The sequence below is a fragment of the Paenibacillus sp. FSL R7-0312 genome (assembly GCF_038004445.1).
GTDB lineage: Bacteria > Bacillota > Bacilli > Paenibacillales > Paenibacillaceae > Paenibacillus_AQ.
This window is the reverse complement of sequence record NZ_JBBORE010000001.1, coordinates 1,482,520-1,502,679: the sequence shown is the minus strand read 5'-3', so window position 1 is coordinate 1,502,679 and position 20,160 is coordinate 1,482,520. Positions and strand designations below refer to the sequence as shown.

Annotated in this window: 18 protein-coding genes and 1 riboswitch; of the genes, 11 read left to right on the top strand and 7 right to left on the bottom strand. The window is 52.0% G+C overall.

Translation table 11 applies throughout. The features are described from left to right. Nucleotides 1-6: 6 nt before the first annotated feature. Nucleotides 7-510, bottom strand: coding sequence for a GNAT family N-acetyltransferase (locus tag MKX70_RS06505; RefSeq protein WP_042240954.1), 504 nt, complete (start codon nt 508-510; stop codon nt 7-9). 146 nt (nt 511-656) lie between these two features. Here MKX70_RS06505 and MKX70_RS06500 point away from each other — a divergent pair, with 146 nt between their 5' ends. Continuing rightward, nucleotides 657-1,025, top strand: a complete 369-nt coding sequence (locus tag MKX70_RS06500) for a DUF1304 domain-containing protein (protein WP_042240955.1) — start codon at nt 657-659, stop codon at nt 1,023-1,025. Nucleotides 1,026-1,048: 23 nt separating this feature from the next. Here MKX70_RS06500 and MKX70_RS06495 read toward each other — a convergent pair whose 3' ends face one another. Next, complete coding sequence (locus MKX70_RS06495) at nt 1,049-1,774, bottom strand: methyl-accepting chemotaxis protein (RefSeq protein ID WP_340839718.1); 726 nt, start codon at nt 1,772-1,774, stop codon at nt 1,049-1,051. A gap of 268 nt (nt 1,775-2,042) precedes the next feature. Between MKX70_RS06495 and MKX70_RS06490 the strand changes: the two genes are divergently transcribed. Further along, nucleotides 2,043-2,750, top strand: coding sequence for a DUF4386 domain-containing protein (locus tag MKX70_RS06490; RefSeq protein ID WP_340839717.1), 708 nt, complete (start codon nt 2,043-2,045; stop codon nt 2,748-2,750). Here MKX70_RS06490 and MKX70_RS06485 read toward each other — a convergent pair. Both MKX70_RS06485 and MKX70_RS06480 read right to left on the bottom strand, forming a co-directional pair. Next, a complete protein-coding gene (locus tag MKX70_RS06485; RefSeq protein ID WP_340839716.1) occupies nt 2,707-3,303 on the bottom strand; it encodes a Crp/Fnr family transcriptional regulator in 597 nt (198 codons plus the stop codon). The two genes, MKX70_RS06490 and MKX70_RS06485, sit on opposite strands and share 44 nt — an antisense overlap. Before the next feature lie 63 nt (nt 3,304-3,366). Continuing rightward, on the bottom strand, nt 3,367-4,743 hold the full coding sequence (locus tag MKX70_RS06480; protein ID WP_340839715.1) for an amino acid permease: 1,377 nt from the start codon (nt 4,741-4,743) through the stop codon (nt 3,367-3,369). Nucleotides 4,744-4,893: 150 nt separating this feature from the next. After that, nucleotides 4,894-4,973, bottom strand: a riboswitch (glycine riboswitch). 246 nt (nt 4,974-5,219) lie between these two features. Between MKX70_RS06480 and MKX70_RS06475 the strand changes: the two genes are divergently transcribed. The 6 genes from MKX70_RS06475 (at nt 5,220) to MKX70_RS06450 (ending at nt 13,430) form a co-directional block, all read left to right on the top strand. Next, entirely contained in the window at nt 5,220-6,200 is a 981-nt protein-coding gene (locus tag MKX70_RS06475; protein ID WP_340781598.1) for an ABC transporter permease, read from the top strand. A 14-nt stretch (nt 6,201-6,214) separates the two neighbouring features. Then, complete coding sequence (locus MKX70_RS06470; protein WP_340839714.1) at nt 6,215-7,129, top strand: carbohydrate ABC transporter permease; 915 nt, start codon at nt 6,215-6,217, stop codon at nt 7,127-7,129. 70 nt (nt 7,130-7,199) lie between these two features. Next, complete coding sequence (locus MKX70_RS06465; RefSeq protein WP_340839713.1) at nt 7,200-8,795, top strand: ABC transporter substrate-binding protein; 1,596 nt, start codon at nt 7,200-7,202, stop codon at nt 8,793-8,795. Between the two features lie 82 nt (nt 8,796-8,877). Beyond that, complete coding sequence (locus MKX70_RS06460) at nt 8,878-10,614, top strand: sensor histidine kinase (RefSeq protein WP_340839712.1); 1,737 nt, start codon at nt 8,878-8,880, stop codon at nt 10,612-10,614. 7 nt (nt 10,615-10,621) lie between these two features. Beyond that, entirely contained in the window at nt 10,622-12,247 is a 1,626-nt protein-coding gene (locus MKX70_RS06455) for a response regulator (protein ID WP_340839711.1), read from the top strand. Between the two features lie 49 nt (nt 12,248-12,296). Beyond that, nucleotides 12,297-13,430 (top strand): hypothetical protein, encoded by a 1,134-nt coding sequence (locus MKX70_RS06450; RefSeq protein ID WP_340839710.1) that lies wholly within the window; start codon nt 12,297-12,299, stop codon nt 13,428-13,430. Between the two features lie 12 nt (nt 13,431-13,442). Here MKX70_RS06450 and araA read toward each other — a convergent pair whose 3' ends face one another. Genes araA through MKX70_RS06435 form a run of 3 tightly spaced genes read right to left on the bottom strand, consistent with a single transcriptional unit; the run spans nt 13,443 to nt 17,219 of the window. After that, nucleotides 13,443-14,867: an L-arabinose isomerase gene (araA, locus tag MKX70_RS06445; RefSeq protein ID WP_042240987.1), complete on the bottom strand. Its 1,425-nt coding sequence runs from the start codon at nt 14,865-14,867 to the stop codon at nt 13,443-13,445. Between the two features lie 39 nt (nt 14,868-14,906). Then, nucleotides 14,907-15,602 carry an L-ribulose-5-phosphate 4-epimerase gene (locus MKX70_RS06440; RefSeq protein WP_042240989.1) on the bottom strand — a complete coding sequence of 232 codons (696 nt, stop codon included), beginning with the start codon at nt 15,600-15,602 and terminating at the stop codon, nt 14,907-14,909. 3 nt (nt 15,603-15,605) lie between these two features. Continuing rightward, nucleotides 15,606-17,219 carry a xylulokinase gene (locus MKX70_RS06435; RefSeq protein WP_340839709.1) on the bottom strand — a complete coding sequence of 538 codons (1,614 nt, stop codon included), beginning with the start codon at nt 17,217-17,219 and terminating at the stop codon, nt 15,606-15,608. Between the two features lie 280 nt (nt 17,220-17,499). On the opposite strand from MKX70_RS06435, the gene MKX70_RS06430 reads away from it, so the two are divergent. The 3 genes from MKX70_RS06430 to MKX70_RS06420 all read left to right on the top strand — a co-directional run bounded on the left by MKX70_RS06430 (nt 17,500) and on the right by MKX70_RS06420 (nt 20,160). After that, entirely contained in the window at nt 17,500-18,585 is a 1,086-nt protein-coding gene (locus MKX70_RS06430; protein ID WP_340839708.1) for a GntR family transcriptional regulator, read from the top strand. A 137-nt stretch (nt 18,586-18,722) separates the two neighbouring features. Then, nucleotides 18,723-19,439, top strand: a complete 717-nt coding sequence (locus MKX70_RS06425; RefSeq protein WP_042240996.1) for a lantibiotic protection ABC transporter ATP-binding protein — start codon at nt 18,723-18,725, stop codon at nt 19,437-19,439. Beyond that, nucleotides 19,432-20,160: a lantibiotic immunity ABC transporter MutE/EpiE family permease subunit gene (locus MKX70_RS06420; RefSeq protein ID WP_340839707.1), complete on the top strand. Its 729-nt coding sequence runs from the start codon at nt 19,432-19,434 to the stop codon at nt 20,158-20,160. The genes MKX70_RS06425 and MKX70_RS06420 overlap by 8 nt, the downstream gene beginning before the upstream one ends.

Below are 20,160 nucleotides of genomic sequence, written 5' to 3'. Positions count from 1 at the left end.
TAGAGGCTACAGCATCAGAATCATCAGGTCTTCATCCAGATATTCATCCCCAAGCTTCATCGCCTTCGGCTCTGTGCCATAGCAGATGAATCCAAGAGATTCGTATAGTCTTTTGGCAGCTACATTATTCGAGGTTACCGTTAAATTCAGAATTTCGAGCCCCGGCAACTGCCTCGCCCGGGCAATCAGCTCCACCATCAAGCGGCGGCCCACTCCTTGTTTACGGACATCCGAATCCACATATACTGAATATATATTAGCTTTATGATCAATTTTGGGCCGGCTCTCCCGGAAGAAAGTGACGATACCCACCAGCTTCTCCTCACCATCAAAAGCTCCCAGTGTGAAATTATTCTCCGAGGGCTCCAGCCTGATGCGGGTGGTGACTATAGACAGCTTCTTTTCCGATTCATAGGAGCTGAGATAGGCTTCCGGATGCAGCCGCAGCGACTGTAGCCGAAGCTCGCGGTAAACCTCCGCATCCACAGATGTCAGCATTCTTAGGTACAACGGTTTTGCCTCCTCAAGGAATTTATGGATTCCAAATTGACAAAATTGCAGAATTTGGCTATATTTAGACAGTGTAAAATTATATTTTAAACAATTTAATTTTTCCGTTGATCAATCTTACATAATTATGAAAAGAGGGATTTACTATGATGATGGTGAGTGTAATACTCGTGGCCCTAGTTGCACTGGAGCATGTGTATATTCTAGTGCTGGAAATGTTCCTGTGGACTACCCCGCGGGCGCAAAAATCGTTCGGCACCACCCCGCAGTTCGCCCGGGAAACGAAATCGCTGGCTGCCAACCAGGGATTGTATAACGGCTTTCTGGCGGCCGGTCTAGTCTGGAGCCTGCTGCATCCGAACGATACCTTCAGTGTTCAGCTTCAATTGTTCTTCCTGATCTGTGTTGCAGTTGCAGCCATCTATGGCGGCATCACGGCCAAGAAATCCATTCTTTTGGTTCAAGGCCTCCCGGCCTTCATTGCTCTGCTTGCCGTTGTTCTGGCGAATCTGTAATTATTAGAATGGCCGCTCTTCCCTCACAGCTTCTGTGCGAACTGGTTCAGCTGCTCGGACATCGTCCGGATCTCCTCAATGAAGCTGGAGATTTCATTCGTTGAAGCAGCCTGCTCCGGCCCGACTGACGCAATCTGATGGATGGATTGGCTGATCTGCTTCATCGCGGATTGGATCTCCCCCAGGGTATCCCGGATCCGCTGCGCGGACTGCTCGGTTTCCTTCGAGAATTTGCGGATTTCTTTCGCTACAACATCGAATCCCCGCCCTTTTTCCCCGGCGTGGGCGGCCTCAATGGCTGCATTAATCCCGAGCAGATTCGTCTGGTCGGCGACCTTTCTGAGGACAGCCAGCACTTCATCGCTTTTTTTGACACTTTCGGCGGTCGTTTCTGACTGGAGCAGCAGCTTCTGCGAGTAATCGGCAAGCAGTCCCGAGCCCTCTGCCACATGCCCAATCCGGGCATGTGCCTGATTTAGGGAGACGGAGATCTGATCGGCGATTTCGCGCAGCTCGGTCTGTCTGCGGACCTGGATACAGACCGCCCCGCAGACGCTTCCATCCTCTCCGTGTACCGGAAGAACCGTCCCGGCGAATTCATACCCGTAGTACTCCTTAGGGACATTAGCTTTCGAGAATTCATCATTTCTCAGCGCATGGTACAGAGGTTCGTCCGCGAGAATTATCTGCCCTGCCCGAATTCCCAGATCAATGGACGTACCAGGGAAATACGCGATGAACTTCTCCACATCACAGGGCAGCAATAGATACGTCGTAGGGAAAGGCAGCTTTCAGGATCGGCGCCAGGTTCACTATATCTTCAAAGGAGCGGATAATGTTCTTCATGGATGTGGGTTCTCCTTTATTAATCGCTTCGACATTTTCCAATGACTATCCTTTATTCAAAAACTTATTATTTAAAATTTAATCATCTCCTCTTAACTTAAGTCAATGAAGCCCTGCAGGCGCCTTAGTACAATATAACCACAATCAATAATCAATCAGGGGGTTATGTTGATGTCTGCTGCAGTGGCTCGAACCGGGGGAATATCCCTCATTGTAATGGCGGTTGCTGCCGCGCTCTCGTACGGATATGTCCATGGGAGTCTGGTAGTGGATGGAGATGCCGCTGCAACCTTCGCCAATCTTCAGGCCTCTCCGTCGCTGTTCAGGGCCGGGATTCTGGGCTGGGTACTGATTATGGCCTGTGATGTGGCAGCTGCCTGGGCCTTATATCTGGTGCTGAAGCCTGTGCATCCGGGCCTGTCCCTGCTGGGAGCATGGCTGCGCCTGGCTTATACGGCAGTGTTGGGGATTGCTGTCTCCAGTCTGATCATGGTATCACTTCTTACCGGTAACAGGGAGGTTGCGCTTTCCGGTTTCACACGAGGGGAGCTGCAGGCCGAGGTCATGCTTATTCTTCATGCTTTTGAAGCGGTATGGTCGGCTGGTTTAATTCTGTTCGGGGGGCATCTGCTGATTATCGGTATGCTGGCGGTATGGTCGGAGAATATTCCGAAGCCCATCAGTGTTCTGCTGCTGCTGGCAGGCTTCGGCTATATTGTGGTTCATCTGTGCGGCACACTTGTGCCCGGGTATGTGGAATTCCTTCAAATTATCAAATGGGTGTTCATGCTGCCGATGACCGCAGGGGAGCTGGGGCTTGGCATCTGGCTGCTGTTCAAAGTCCCGGCTGCGCGTGCTCGCGCTCAAGCCGCTTCTTAATCCGGCTGAGCGACTCCGGTGTCATCCCGAGATAGCTGGCCAGCTGATGCTGGGGGACGCGGCTGATCAGGCCGGGCCTCCGATGCAGCAGTGCCTTGAGTCGGTCTTCGGGGGATGCCGCAATGAAGGCGGCGAATTCCGCCTGCACCTGTCCGAAATTCTCCTCGATCATCCGGCGTGTCATCAGCTCCAGCTGCGTGTGTCTGGCGTACATTTCCGTCTCGGTATTCAGCGCACCGACAACCAGTACGCAATCCTCCAGGCAAGTCAGGCTATATTCTGACGAGGCCTCCTCTTTATGCGCATTGAAGATAGCGATCGCCTGCTCCTCTGTGTAGAAGTTCGAGGTGATGTCGCGGCCTGTAACGTCTACACTATGCTGCCGCACACAGCCTTTTAACACGAAATAGCAATGACCGGGAACCTCACCCTGCCTAAGCAGAATGGTTCCCTTGCTGTATTCCTCGACAAGAATCTCATCCAGAATAGCCTGCTGCTCCTCTTCGCTGAGGGAGGTCAGCCGGGTCATATATTGGAGCAATCTATGCTTCATGTTTCGGATTCCTCCTTATAACGCTGCTGACAACATGTCAGTAGCGTTTGAACATTCTTTCACTCATGTATTGATTATACTAACTTCCGCATCACTTTTCTCCTTCTTGCTCCGCATGGAGTACAGGACGAACAACAGAATGAACCATAGAGGCGTACACAGCAGCGCCGGACGGGTCTCATCTGCGAACAGCATAATGATCAAAATGGCGGCAAACAACGTTAAAACCGCATAATTGATAACAGGTGTGAACGGTGCTTTGAATTTGGACGAGGCATGTAAGTCCGGGCGGTTCTTCTTATACTTGATATGACATACGAGCACAACACCCCACACCCAGATGAAACAAATGGCGCTGATCGTTGTAACGATGCCGAACGCTTGGCCTGGAATAATCTTGCTGAGCAGCGCCCCGGCCGATATTACAAATGTAGAAATAAATAATGAGTTCGCGGGCACATGATTTCGGTTCAGCTTGCCGAGCTGCGGGGATGCCTGATCTCTTCGACTCAGATTATACAGAATCCGGCTGGTCGAGAACATCCCGCTGTTGCAGGCGGAAGCCGCTGAGGTTAAGACGACGAAATTGATAATGCCCGCAGCAACTGGAATCCCGACTAGACTGAAGGTTCGCACAAAAGGACTTTCAGCCGCACTGAGCTGGGTCCACGGGTTAATGCACAGCAGCACGAAGAGCGCGCCCACATAGAAGAAGAGAATCCGCAGAGGAATCTTGTTAATCGCCGAGGGGATATTTTTCTCCGGATCCGCTGTTTCTGCGGCTGATACACCCACAAGCTCCACACCGACATAAGCGAACACAACCATCTGGAAGGAAAATAAGAAGCCCTTAACACCGTTCGGGAACACGCCCCCGTGCTCCCAGAGATTGCGAACGCTCACCGATCCTGCATCCGTCTTGAACCCGATGACCAGCAGAATGATTCCCAGGCCGATTAAGGCAAGAATCGTGACGACTTTGATTAGGGCAAACCAGAATTCGAGTTCGCCGAAGCTTTTGACCGTTAGCAGATTGAGTCCTAACAGAATAATCAGGCAGATGACTGCCGGTACCCACTGCGGGATATCGAACCAGTACTGCACATAGACGCCCACCGCAATCACATCCGCCATCGCCGTCATAATCCAGCAGAACCAGTAGGTCCAGCCCGTAATGAATGCCGCGCGCGGCCCCAAGTAATCCTCAGCAATGTCTGTAAAAGATTGATACCCCGCCTTCGAGAGCAGCAGCTCTCCCAGCGCCCGCATCACAAAAAACACGGCAATCCCCACGAGTAAATACGTGATCATAATGGACGGGCCGGCCTGCTGAATCGCTCTGCCCGATCCCAGGAATAACCCTGTGCCAATCGTGCCGCCGATAGCGATCAGCTGTACATGCCGGTTCGCCAAATCTCTCTTTAATTCTGTCTGTGCCATTGCCTTTTTCCCCCTTAATGTGTACAACGCTATGCTGCCAAATAACATAAAAAAGAGATTGGATGTCATCCAATCTCCCGGTTCATAAGAATATCAAAATAAGCTACCTGCGCTGCTGACCGTAAAGAATCAGCATAACAAATACAAATTCCGTACTCTTCTGTCCTTTTGCCTGAGATTGTGAACCCTTCGGCGCTGCGGTCTCCCGCAGTCTCTCCAGAAGCTGCTCCTGCTATAGTGTGATCCATAGCAATCATAGCCCGTGTGATGTATTAAATTGGTGAAGCGTTAATGCATTCTGATATTCTAACATATTACTCGGCATGTGAGAGATATTCTGTGAAAAAAGTCGCAATGTTCAAGAGTTCAACATGAGGTAACTTTTGAATAAACGGGGTCATCTGCAAGAGAGAATTCGTATCTGCTCCTCTACTATAATAAATTCATCCAGATTATGTAGAGCGAGGTTAGAACCAATGGCAAATCCTTCAACCGTAAAAGCTTTGACCAAGCAGCCCCTTTCACAGCAGCAGGGCAGCTTTGGCCGTTTGCTGCGGAACATTGTGAAATACCGGGTGCTGCTGCTCATGCTGCTGCCAACCGCAATTATTTTTTTCATCAACTGTTACATCCCGATGTTCGGATTATTCATTGCTTTCAAGAATATCAACTATGTTGACGGCATTATGGGCAGTCCATGGGCGGGACTCGACAACTTCCGGTTCCTCTTCGCCACATCCGATGCCCTGCGCGTGACCATTAACACCATCGGCTACAACGTTGTCTTCATTATCTCAGGGCTCATCCTCTCTGTATCCCTGGCCATTGCGATCAACGAGGTTCGCAGCAAGCTGGCCTCCCGTTTCTTCCAGACTGTTATGATTATGCCGAATTTCTTGTCCATGGTTGTCGTCAGCTTCATAGTCTACGCCTTCCTGCACCCGGAGTACGGCTTCCTGGTCAAGCATATTCTGCCCTTGTTCGGCCATTCCTCAGTCAATGCTTATATGCATCCCAATGCATGGCCCTATATTCTGTGGCTCACCAAGATGTGGCACTCGATCGGCATCGGCAGTGTCATCTATCTGGCCGCGATCACCGGCATCAGCGAGGAGCTGTATGAAGCTGCGGTGGTGGACGGCGCCAGCAAGTGGCAGCAGATCACCCGAATTACGCTGCCGCTCCTTACGCCTATCATGGTCATTCTCACCATTCTCAACATGGGCGGTATTTTCCGCTCCGACTTCGGGCTGTTCTACCACGTTACGCTGGACTCCGGTGCGCTGCGCTCCACTACGGATGTCATCGACACCTATGTATACAGGGGGTTAATTCAGCTCAATGATCTGGGTATGTCCTCTGCGGCGAACTTTTATCAATCCGTCATCGGCTTCTTCCTTGTTATCGGGGCGAACAGTCTGGCCCGCAAGCTGAACCGCGATACGGCACTTTTCTAGAACGGAGGATCTTAATGACTACTGCAACCCGAACCCGCGCCTATCCCAAAGGCTCCAAGAGCGCCCAGATTGTGCTGAACATCTTCTTCACTGCCTTCAGTCTGGCCTGCATCCTGCCTATTCTGCTCATTGTCGCCATTTCCTTAACCAACGAGAAAACGTTAACGCTGCAGGGGTATAAATTCTGGCCCGAGAAGATTGACCTGACCGCTTACCAATATCTGTTCAACCATTCGCAGACGCTGGTCAAAGCTTATGGAATCAGCTTGACCGTTACGCTTACCGGAACCCTTCTGGCAGTACTATTGATTGCTCTGTACGCGTACCCCCTCTACCGGAAGGACTTTCCCTTTAAAAAGGCTTTTAGTTTCTACCTGCTGATCACTATGCTGTTCTCGGGAGGGCTTGTCCCTTTCTACCTGCTGTACGTTAATTATTTGGATCTGAAGGACTCGCTGATTGCACTGATCCTGCCCGGCCTCTCCAACGCATTCTATATTTTCATTGCCCGCACCTTCTTCCAGCAGACGGTTCCCGAAGAGATGATAGAATCCGGCAAATTGGACGGGGCTTCGGAATGGCGGATTTTCTTCCAGCTGGTGCTTCCGATCTCGCTGCCTGTTCTTGCCACCGTTGGTCTGTTCACTACACTGACGTATTGGAATGACTGGTTCAACTCCATGCTCTTCATTAATGACACGGACAAGTACTCCCTGCAATACGTCATGATTCAAATGATTCGTCAGGCCGAGTTCTTCAAGAACCAATTGGCGGGAAGCGGTGTAGCCCTGCTCGTACAAGAGTCGGTTCCTACCGAAAGCCTGCGGATGGCCATGGTGGTGGTGTCGATTGGCCCGATCCTGTTCATCTATCCCTTCTTCCAGAAGTACTTCACCAAAGGCCTTACTATAGGGGCAATCAAAGGCTAACCCGGTCTGACTCTGGCGTAAATGCCGGTTAGAATATATGATCTAATTATCATTGAGGAGGTTCATACAAATGAGAACAACCAGAAGCTCTGGCGCGGTGTTTGCTGCTCTGACCGCCGTGATACTGGGCATTACCGGGTGCAGCGGAGGTAATTCTAACGCTTCCACCCCGTCCAAGGCAGAATCGACAGCAGAGGCCACAGCGGCCGGAGGCACGGAGGGCAGCAACCCCGATATTTCAACGTACCGGAAGTTAACCGTTTACACGGTTGGGAACTTCCCGCAGAATGATACCAAGGCGGTTGTGGAGGAGATCAATAAATATCTCAAGGAGAAGATCAACGCCGAGATTGACTTCCAGGGGCTTCCTTGGTCCTCCTGGGCCGAGAAGATGGCGCTGGCTTACCAATCCGGGGAACAGGTGGATCTGACCTTTGCCCCTAACTGGGCGGATTTCGCCAACAACGTAGCCAAAGGCGCATTCCTGCCGCTTGATGATCTGTTAGCCCAATATGGACAAGGCATCAAGGAGACCCTCGATCCCCGTTTCCTTGAAGGCGGAACGGTAGACGGCAAAATATATGCGATCCCCACCAATAAGGAAATTGGCGAGAGCCATACCATTATGTTCCGGAAGGATCTGGTCGATAAATACGGATTCGATGTGAACTCTATCCAGACGCTGGAGGATCTGGAGCCATGGCTGCAGACCATCAAGGAGAAGGAACCGGCCATTGCACCGATCTGGCTCTCCGGCAGCGGCTCCGATACGCTTGGCTACTTCGACAAAACCAAAGAGAGCATGAAGGAAAACTTCCGTTATGAGCTGGTTGCAGGCGCTCCTGCTGGTATCGTTCTCGATACCAAGACCGATAAGATGGTTATCAGCTCCATGGAGTCCGACACGGCCATCTACCGGATGAAGCTCTACGGCGACTGGTTCAGCAAGGGGTATATCAACAAGGATGCCGCAACGACCAAAACCAGTACTGAAGACGCTTTCAAGGCAGGGAAAACCTGGATGAAATTCGGTTCAGACAAACCGGACTCCGACAAGGAAGATTCCATCGCCACCGGCATTGAGCTGGTGAAGCTGAAGGGTAATGAACCCGAGATCAGTACAGCCAGCGTCAGTAACTCTATGATGGCCATTGGACGTACCTCCATTGATCCGGAGCGGACGATGATGCTGCTGAACCTGCTGCATACCGACCCGGCTCTGGTCAACCTGATTGACTTCGGCGTAGAAGGCCGGCAGTATGTTAAGGTAGAAGGCAAGGATAACTTCATCAAGCTCCCTGACGGCATTGCTACCCGTGCCGATACAGGCTGGGCGCCGGGCATTGAATGGATGTTCGGTAACCAGACCATAACCTATCTGTGGAAAGGCGAAAATGCCGATAAATGGGAGAAGTTCAAGGCCTATAACGAGAGCGCCCATAAAGTGAAGTCCTTCGGCTTCAACTTCAATACCGACGCTGTCAAAACACAGGTCTCCGTGGTCAGCAATATTATCAAGGAATTCCGCCCGCTGCTGGAAACGGGCAGTCTGGGTGTAGACAAGGTGCTTGAGGAATATAATAAGAAGCTGAAGGCCAACGGAATCGAAGAGATCCGTGCCGAGGTTCAGAAGCAATACGATGCCTGGAAAGCAAAACAATCCTAAATAAATAGGCTCGGGGGAAGGACGGTTTCTGTCCCTCCCCTTTCCTGCTGCCGGGGCGCAAATGTACCTGAGGGGTGAGACTGTGAAATTATCATTGCGATTCAAAGTGAGTGCACTTGTCTTACTGCTGGTCACGCCGCTGTTCCTCTTCCTCTCTTATACCAATATCTATTCCACCAACATTGTCCGGGAGAAGGTTGCGAAGTCCGCTTCGGATACACTGACCCTTCACTTAGGTACACTCGATGAGCTGCTGGAGCAGACCAGCCATTATCTGCTGCGTACGGCCAATGAGAACATGCTGCTGGAGCTGTATTCCGACAGCGGCCCCGACAGTGTCAATTATTATCTGTCCATCCGCAAGCTTATGGACCAGTGGTATAGCGATGTCAGCTACTACACCATCATCCGCAGTGTGTTCGTCTACCATCAGGAACGGGAGGAGTTATTCCTCAGCAGCCAGAGAGAGTATTATCAGGAGAAAGAGATGATTACTTCCGGACTGTCCTCGCGCCTTAAGACTCCTAATCTTCAGGCTTCCCTGAAGTGGGAGACCGTGACCATTGGCGGAGAGCCCGTGTTATTCAAGGTACTGCCGGACAAGAGCGGACGGCTCCTGATGGGGGTTCTGGTCAGCATTGACTCCCTGGCACAGCCTTTGACCCAGCTAGAGTCTACAGGAGGCAGCGAACAGATCGGCATGGTCAGCAATGACGGCAAATTGTTATGGGGCCAATTCGGTGATGAGGATCTCGCACTCATCCGCAGACATCTCGATAATCCTGCCCATCCCGTGGATGCGTCAATTCGTCTCAGCAACGGCAATCATTATCTGCTGATTGACAAGCCTTCACAATATTCCAATCTGAATGTCTTCATTCTGCTGGATGAGAAGTCCATTCTGGACGAGCTGCCGATCTTCCAGCGGATCATCAAAGTCATTCCTATCGCTATTATTATCATCATGGCCATCCTTCTGGCTCTACTCAGCCGGCTTGTGTTCAAGCCCATCCAGCAATTGACCAGCGGAATGCGCATCCTGGGGAAGGGACAACTGGAATACCGGCTCAAGGAAGGCAATAGCAGGGAGTTTCAGATTATTACCCAGCAATTCAACCAGATGGCCGAGCAGATCGGCAATCTCAAGATTGATGTGTATGAGGAGCAGATGAAGGTGCAGCAGGCGGAACTCAAGCACCTTCAGGCACAGATCAACCCCCATTTTTTCATGAACTCCTTGAATATCGTCTTTCATCTGGTAGAGCTTAAGCAATATTCGCTGATCAAAAAAATGATTGGACATCTGGTCTCCCATTTCAGATTCATTATGAATACCAATGACACCTGGATTCCACTCCTGAGCGAGTTAAATCACATTCAAAACTATATTGAGATTCAAATGGTCATGTATCCGAACAAGCTGTCCTATCAGGTTCAGCTCCCCAAGGAGCTTGAGTACACACTCATTCCCCCACTGCTGATTCAGCCCTTTGTAGAGAATGCCATCAAGCATGGTTTCATCAACAATACCAAGCCCTTTAAGGTTGGGATCACGGTTTGTGAAGAAGCCCGGGAGAACAGCGATTCCTGCATTGCCATTCAGATCAGGGATTCCGGGCCGGGCTTCTCCGCACACCAGCTTGACATGCTCAATCTTGGCTTGTATGAGAAAAAACCTACAGACCGCCATCTGGGCATATGGAATGTGTACAGACGCATGCTGATGTTCTATAACAACCGGGCAAGACTCACCTTCCACAATGCTCCTGACGGAGGGGCGGTTGTGGAGATAAGACTACCTGTTCAAAGGGGGCTGTGATATTCGTATGTACAGAGTTCTAATCGTCGATGATCAATATTTCGCCTTGCTTGGACTGCAGCAGGGTGTGAACTGGAGCGCTTTGCAAGTAGAGGATGTCTGTCTTGCGGAGAATGTGGATCAGGCGATTGCCTGCCTGGAGCAGCAAACCGTAGATTTGTTGATCTGCGATATCGAAATGCCCGGGAGAAGCGGCTTGGAATTGCTGGCCTGGGTCAAACAGTACTCTCCCGGTACGCTGACGATTATGCTTACTTGTCATGCCGATTTCGAATATGCGCAGCGGGCCATCCACCATGGGGCATTTCATTATTTGCTGAAGCCCGTAGATTACGGGGAATTAATGAAGGTGGCAAGCACAGCCCTGGCAGAAATCAATAAACAGAAGGAACAGCAGCAGTTCGAAGCGCTTATCGGGGATTACCGGAGGAAATGGGAGCATCAGCTGCCGTTGCTGGTGGAGCGGTTCTGGCAGGATATTCTTAGCCAGCGGGCAGCCCCCGCCCTGGAATCGTTGCAGATCTCCGCAAACACCTACGATTTAGATCTGCAGCCGGACGACCGTTACTTCATCGCGTTGTTAGGTCTGGAGCAATGGAAGGAGAACCTCAGTGCACGGGATGAGACCATCATGGAGTATGCGCTGCGCAATTTGGCAGAAGAGCTGCTGCTAAGCGGGCTGGAAGGCACTGTGCTGCAGGATCAGATAGGCCACAACCTGGCGGTTATCTACGTGAGAGGCGACTTGAATGCTGTCCGGCACACGCTTAAACAGAACTGCCAGACCTTCCTGGATACCTGCGAGCGGCTGCTGCATTGCTCCTTGTCGGTCTACATCAGTCCAGGCGTATTACTGCCTGAGATCTTGAGTGCTTACACTTACGTCACCGAACGGGAGCAGGGCAATCTAAACCGTTCGCGTCAAGTGTTCGGGCCTGATGATTCCGCGTATGCTAAGGATAAACCGCTGGATGCCTTGCCGCTGGCAGCTCCCATACATTTATTCGGGGAGTGGGCGACCATCCTGGAGCTTGGCGAGCTGGAGGAGCTGGAGCGCCGCGTCACGCTATGGTTCGTAAATATCGGGCCTGACCGCTGGACAAGCGAGCTGCACCGTCAGCTCATCCACGGCATTCTCTTCATTCTCCATACTGTTCTGGCCAAAAAAGGCTTATCTGCACACGCCTCTGCGGAGCTGAAGACGCTGATGGATAAGGAGAACTATCCGAAGCACTCCGCCTCTTTGCAGAACTGGGCGATGGATTGTCTGGGCGCCGCTTTACGATTATTGCAGACAAGCCATAATGTCTCCTCGGCCACGGTCACCAAGATCAGACAATATATCCGCTCCCGTCTAAGTGAAGAGATTACCCGGGATGAACTCGCGGCACATGTGTATCTGAACCCGGCCTATTTATCCCGGCTGTTCAAGAAAGAGACCGGCCTGTCCATGTCAGATGTGATTATTCAGGAACGCCTGCAGAAGGCCAAGCAATTGCTTGAGGAGACCGAACTCAAGATTACAGACATTGCAGAGCAGGTAGGATACACCAGCCTGGGCAGCTTCTCCAACCTGTTTAAGCGGATGGTCGGCGTAACGCCGCAGCACTACCGCGCACGGAATAAGAAGTGAGCGGCGCGAGCGGCGCTATAGGGCATACGAACCGCCGGGCGGGGACATCGTGTTCGGTTTTTCGCGTACATTGGCTCACACACCGCCGCGCTGGCGCATTGTGTTCGGTTTTTCGCGTACATTGGCTCACACCCCGCCGCGCTGGCGCATTGTGTTCGGTTTTTCGCGTACATTGGCTCACACCCCGCCGCGCTGGCGCATTGTGTTCGGTTTTTCGCGTACATTGGCTCACACCCCGCCGCGCTGGCGCATTGTGTTCGGTTTTTCGCGTACATTGGCTCACACCCCGCCGCGCTGGCGCATTGTGTTCGGTTTTTCGCGTACATTGGCCCACACCCCGCCGCGCTGGCGCATTGTGTTCGGTTTTTCGCGTACATTGGCCCACACCCCGCCGCGCTGGCGCATTGTGTTCGGTTTTTCGCGTACATTAGCCCACACACCGCCGCGCTGGCGCATTGTGTTCGGTTTTTCGCGTACATTGGCTCACACACCGCCGCGCTGGCGCATTGTGTTCGGTTTTTCGCGTACATTGGCTCACACATCGCCGCGCTGGCGCATTGTGTTCGGTTTTTCGCGTACATTGGCTCACACCCCGCCGCGCTGGCGCATTGTGTTCGGATTTTCGCATACATTTGGCCTACACCCCGCCGCGCTGGCGCATTGTGTTCGGTTTTTCGCGTACATTGGCTCACACTCCGCCGCGCTGGCGCATTGTGTTCGGTTTTTCGCGTACATTGGCCCATACACCGCCGCGCTGGCGCATTGTGTTCGGTTTTTCGCGTACATTGGCCCACACACCGCCGCGCTGGCGCATTGTGTTCGGTTTTTCGCGTACATTGGCCCACACCCCGCCGCGCTGGCGCATCGTGTTCGGTTTTTCGCGTACATTAGCCCACACACCGCCGCGCTGGCGCATTGTGTTCGGTTTTTCGCGTACATTGGCCCACACACCGCCGCGCTGGTGCATTGTGTTCGGTTTTTCGCGTACATTGGCTCACACCCCGCCGCGCTGGCGCATTGTGTTCGGATTTTCGCATACATTCGGCACACGCTTCCCGGCGGAGCAAGCAGATTTCCTTTAACTTACCTCCGTATTCACCATATCTGCACCTGCCAAACAAAAAGAGCGAGAGGGCTATATGCCCCTTCGCTCTTTTTAACATCTACTCGCTGTTTACTTTAACAAGTAACTCAATTACTTAATAATCACGTATTCCAGGCCCACCAGCTTGGCATAGGTAACGATCTGATCTGTCGTCAGGTTCAGCGATACCACGGTATGGTGACCACCGCCATTCTCGATCCAAGCCTTAACCCCATCCTGGAAGTTAGGCTTTACCTGCCAGAGCACGCGGGCCACTGGAAGATTCGGGGCCGGAACCGTCGGTTCGAAGGCAGTAACTTCATTGATCAGCAGCTTGTAATGCGTGCCGAAGTCAGCCATCGATACCACAACGCCTTCGCCGGCCTTGCCGTCGAATACGAGACGGGCCGGATCTTCGCGGTCGCCGATACCCAGCGGAGACACAAGCACCTTCGGCTTGTTGCTGGCCAGGCTTGGGTCAACCTCAAGCATGTGGGACTGCAGAATCGCTTCCTGGCCGGCAGCCATTTCGTAGGTGTAATCTTCCATGAATCCGGTGTTCAGGTTGTGGCTCATCACCTTCATCAGGCGGTCCAGAGCTGCTGTCTTCCAGTCCCCTTCGCCGGCGAAGCCGTAGCCTTGTGCCATCAGACGCTGAACGGCAAGACCCGGAAGCTGCTTCATGCCGTGCAGGTCTTCGAAGTTCGAAGTGAACGCATTGTAGTTGCCGGCATCCAGGAAGCGTTTGAGGGCAATTTCATAGCTGGCCTGTACCTTCACGCTGGCTTCCCATGCTTCTTTGCTGTACGAACCGTAATCAAATTCATACTGCTCTGCATATTCAGCGAACAGCGCATCAATTTCTTCTTCCTTCACTTCGTTTACATAAGCAACCAGGTCGCCGATCCCGAAGTAATCCACGGTCCAGCCGAACTGAATCTGGGCTTCTACCTTGTCGCCTTCGGTAACGCCCACGTTACGCATGTTGTCGCCGAAGCGGGCCACTTTGATATTGAAGCTTTCGTTATACGCAACGGCAACGTCCATCCATTCCGCAATTTGCTTCTGGACTTCGGCGCGTTCCCAGTACCCTACTACCACTTTGTTCTGTTTCTTCAGGCGGGCATTAATGAACCCGTATTCACGGTCGCCATGGGCAGCCTGGTTCAGGTTCATGAAGTCCATATCAAGTGTTGCCCAAGGAATGCTCTCATTGTACTGCGTAGCCAGGTGCAGAAGCGGCTTCTGCAGCAGCTTCGTGCCGCGGATCCACATTTTGGCCGGGGAGAAGGTATGCATCCAGGTGATCACACCGGCAACCTCGTCACGGTAGTTGACTTCTTTCATGATCGAAGTGATTTTGTCTGCGGTGACCGCCAGATCCTGCAGTACCAACGGATAAGGAAGCACACCGCTGTTATTGAGGGCATCCGTCATTTCCTGTGCATGAGCTTTAACTTCACCGAGGGCTTCTTCTCCGTACAGATGCTGTGATCCTACAACAAACCAGAATTGCTTAGCACTTACTGTTGACATATGATTCATCCTCTTCTCTTAGATAATATATAAATCAGATTATTTCTGACCGTAATAAGCGCCTTTGCCATGCTTGCGCAGATAGTGTTTATCCAGAATCCGCTGCGGCAGTTCTTCAGCGAAATGGTTCAGCTCGCGGGCAAAATGGTTCATCTTGGACACTTCCTCCAGCACCACGCTGTTCATCACTGCATCATGGGCATTCTTCCCCCAGGTGAACGGGCCATGGCCTTTCAGCAAGACGCCGGGAACTGCCATAATATCAAGGCCCCGCTGTTCAAAAGTCTCAATGATCACGCGTCCGGTCTCCGCTTCATAGCCGCGGTCAACCTCCTCCTGCGTCAGGAAGCGGGCGCAGGGTACCGCGCCATAGAAGGTGTCGGCATGTGTCGTTCCCATTACAGCAACATCCAGCCCGGCCTGCGCCCAGATGGTCGCCCAGGTCGAATGCGTGTGCACGATGCCGCCGATTTCTGCATAATGCTTGTAGAGTACGGCATGTGTCGGTGTATCCGAGGAAGGTCTCATCTCCCCTTCAACCACGTTACCGTCGAAATCCACTACGACCATATCGCTAGGCTTCATTTTGTCATAGCTGACTCCGCTTGGTTTGATGACGAATACGCCTTTCTCACGGTCAACTGCGCTCACATTGCCCCAGGTGTATTTGACGAGTCCATGCTTAGGCAGGTCCAGATTGGCCTCGAATACCTCTTCTTTCAGTTGCTCTAACATGTATTAACCCCTCCCGTTCTCTACCAGATGATCTACAGCAGCCTGCTCTATCGCCAGACCTTCGGTGTAACGTTCCATGAACAATTCGAAGCCAGCAACATCAGCTGCATCCGGATGGATGACTTGTCCTTCCACATCCTTAAATACCTTGTGGTCAAGGAAGTCATCAAGACGCTCCTGCTGCTCTTTGTTCTGCATGTAGGAGGCCAGAATCGCCATCCCCCATGCGCCGCCTTCTCCGGCTGTTGCCATGACAGAGACAGGGACGTTCATTGCAGCGGCTACGATTTTCTGGCCGACAACAGGGGTTTTGAATAACCCGCCGTGAGCCAGAATGCTGTCGATCGACACTTGCTCCTGCTTGGTCAGAATATCCATTCCGATCTTCAGCGCACCAAAAGCGGAGAATAAATGCGTCCGCATGAAGTTGGCCAGATTGAACCGGCTCTCAGGTGAGCGTACAAACAACGGCCGGCCTTTCTCAATCCCGGTAATATTCTCCCCGGAGAAATACCCGTAGCTCAGCAGACCACCGCCATCGGCATCCGCCTCCAGTGCTTTATTGAACAGGACACTGAACAGCTGGCCGGGGTCAGACTTAAAGCCCATCGCTTCCGAGAATTCACGGAACAAGCCGATCCAGGCGTTGAGATCACTGGAACAGTTGTTGGCATGAACCATGCCGACCGGACTGCCGTCTGGTGTCGTTACCATATCAATCTCCGGATATACGGCTGTAAGATCCTTCTCCAGCACGATCATTGCAAACACGGAAGTGCCTACGGAGATGTTGCCGGTCCGTTTGCGGACACTGTTCGTAGCGACCATTCCTGTTCCGGCGTCACCTTCCGGAGGACACAGCGGAATACCCGGCTGCAGATCCCCGGACGCATCCAGAATTAACGCACCCGCTTCAGTTAATAGCCCTGCCTGCTCACCCGCAGTATACACTTTAGGGAGAATATCTTTCAGCTTCCAAGGATAGCCCTTGTCTGCAATGAGTTCATCGAACTGTGCAACCATCGCTGCATTGTAATCCTGCGTGGCCTCATCTATCGGGAACACCCCCGAAGCATCGCCGATCCCGATCGCCTTGCTGCCGGTCAGCAGCCAGTGAATATACCCGCCCAGCGTTGTTACGAACTCCGCCTGAGGCACATGCTCTTCCCCGTTCAGTATCGCCTGATACAGGTGCGCTATGGTCCAGCGTTCAGGGATGTTGAACTGGAAGACATCCGTTAATTCTTTGGCCGCAGCACCGGTTGTTGCATTACGCCAGGTCCGGAACGGAACCAGCAGCCCGCCTGCGCTGTCAAAAGCCATATATCCGTGCATCATTGCCGAGAACCCGATAGAACCGACGGTCGTAAGCGTAACACCGTATTTCTGCTGGACCTCCTGCTTCAGTTCATGGTAAGCCTCCTGCAGGCCCTTAATAATGTCTGTCAAATGATACGTCCAGTACCCGCCCTCAAGCAGATTCTCCCACTCAAAGCTTCCGGATGCGATTGTCTCAAAACGCTGATCAATCAGTACTGCCTTGATACGTGTGGATCCAAATTCGATACCCAGTGAAGTTTCTCCCTTAAGTATCGCTTGCCCGATGTTCTGATCCATGCCCACGTTACTCCTCTCTGAACCAAACTGTTATAATAGAAATGGAAAGAAGGCGCTTCCTTTATTAACAGACTTAGTATATTTTTTGTTCGTACATTTGTCAACATTTCATGCAAGATATACATACAAATTTTATTGTAAGAGATTCGTATTCCCTTGAAAAGCTTATACATAGTAGACATCGGATTATAATAACGATATATTCATACTATAATGTGTACGTACAACTATTGCGAATATACCGATTCGTATATGAACAACCATGAAAGAAGTGAGCCGGGTGAGAACCAAATACCAGATTATTTTTGATGATATAAAAAGCAATATACTGTCAGGAACCTATAGTGTGGGCGAGCAGATTCCTACAGAATTAGCCTTGCAGGACACCTATGGTGTTAGCCGGCAAACCGTCCGGAAGGCAATCCTGGAGCTATCCAACGAGGGCTTTCTAAGAAGCGAGAAGGGATCAGGCACCTATGTAAGCAACCAGTTCCGGTCCAAATCAGGGGGCAACCCCAATAATAAAACCATCGGTGTCATCACGACCTACCTCTCAGATTACATCTTCCCTTCCATCATCCGCGGGATTGAGAGCAGACTGAATGAGGATAATTATTCGCTGCTGCTCGCCAGTACCAATAATGATGTCGCCCAGGAGAAGAAGGCGCTGGAGATGATGCTGTCCTTCGGCGTTGAAGGTCTGATTATTGAGCCTACCAAAAGCAATCTGTACAACCCCAATATTGCCTACTATCTGTCGTTCAAAGAACAGGATGTCCCGTTTATCATGATTAATGCTTATTATGAAGAACTGGAGGTGCCTTTCTTCTGCCTTGATGATGTGCAGTCCAGTTACCTGGCGACCAAAGAGCTGATCTCCAAGGGTCATACCCAGATCGGTATTATTGCCAAAATGGATGACCTGCAAGGCAAATACCGCATGAAGGGTTATATCAAAGCGCTAGGAGAAGCCAAATTACGCTTTCACCCCGAGCAGGTGCTGTCCTTCGATACCGAGTCCAAGCAAGCCCTGTCAGAGAACCTGAAGCAGTTCCTGACCGATAACAGAGAGGTATTAACAGCTATTGTCTGCTATAACGATGAGGTTGGCCTGGAAGTCGTAAATGTGTGCAGACAGCTGGAGATTTCGATTCCGGAGGATCTATCAATTATTGGCCAGGATAATTCTTATATCGCCAAAAATGCGGGCATCAAGCTCACGACCTTAACCCATCCGCAGGAGCAGATGGGCCGTGATGCCGCTGAGTGGGTTATTAAAAAGCTGCAGGGGAAGAAGGATTTGCGGAACAGCACCTATTATCAGCCTGTGCTGATTGAGGGGGAGACGGTAAGGGCGCTGGATTAGACGGCTTTGTCGGCTCCTGGCTGGGTACCAAGCTGCTGGGGCCGAGGGGTCCCGTTGGTGCCGGGGAATCCTCCCTTATCCTTATAGAATCCTTAGAATCTCCTCTTAGACTGTGGAGATAGAAAGGATGATATACTATGCGGGACATGATTCTGGAAACCGAGAATCTATGCAAAAGCTTCAAGCACCAAACCGTTGTGAGCAATGTATCACTTGCTGTACCGCGCAACTCGATCTATGGACTGCTTGGTCCGAATGGCGCCGGCAAATCCACAACACTCAAAATGTTCGCAGGCATGCTGCGCCCCGATTCCGGCAGTATCCGCATTCAAGGGCATGATTGGACCCGGAAGGACTTACGCAGAATTGGCGTACTGATTGAGGCGCCGCCGCTATATGAGAACCTGACCGCCCGGGAGAATCTCAAGGTGCGCACACTCGCCCTAGGATTACCGCAGTCCCGGATCGAAGAGGTGCTCACCACCGTGGATTTGGCCCGGACGGGGAAGAAACGTGCCGGACAATTCTCCATGGGGATGAAGCAGCGGCTCGGCATCGCGATTGCACTTCTGAATCAGCCGGAGCTGCTCATTCTGGACGAACCGACCAACGGGCTAGACCCTATCGGGATTCAGGAGCTGCGGGAGCTGATCCGTTCCTTCCCCGGGCAGGGAATCACTGTCATCCTCTCAAGTCATATGCTCTCCGAGGTCGAACAGGTAGCCGATCAGATCGGGATTATCGCCGGCGGAGTGCTGGGATATCAGGGTGCCATTCCCCACGGCCAAGAGCTGGAAGCCTTGTTCATGCAGGTGGCAGCAGCAGGCCGGAGGGAGGTTGCGCCGCATGCTTAGTCATATTAGGGCTGAACGTTTAAAATGGCGGCGCACCTTCATCCCCAGTCTGGTCTGGATCGCCCCTGTATTCACGATGCTGCTGTGTGCCATTCTAATGGGCGGACGCTATTTTCAGACCGGGGCTTATAACTGGTGGTACACCATGCTCTTGCCGGGGGCGTTGACACTCACTTGTTCACTGGCTCTGCATAAGGATGCCAAGATGAAATACCGCGGACTGCTGGCACTTCCCGTGGATCCGAAGATCCTCTGGGCCGGGAAAATCATCGCCTGTGCGCAGTGGCTGTCCGCGGCTGTCCTCCTGTTCCTGATTGGCATTACAGCAGGGGGAATGCTGTTTGGCCAGACCCTTCCATTGCTGAATAGCCTGGCCGGAAGCGCGCTGATCTTCATTACGTTTCTGTGGCAGATTCCACTATGTCTGTTCCTGGCCGCACGGCTCGGATTATTCGCCGCTGTTCTGCTTAATATGTTGGGCACTGTCGTGGGTGTGGTTACCTTCGATGCCGGAGGACTGTGGGATTACATCCCGTATACGATTACTTTCAGACTCATGTGCCCGGTGCTGTCCATCCTGCCGAACGGCCTCCCGGTACCGGCGGACAGTCCGCTGAGAAGCACAGACATGATTCTGGCGGATGTACTGGTCTCCCTGGTCTGGTTCGGATTACTGTTCCTGCTTACTGCACTATGGTTCCATAAGCAGGAGGCGAAGTAA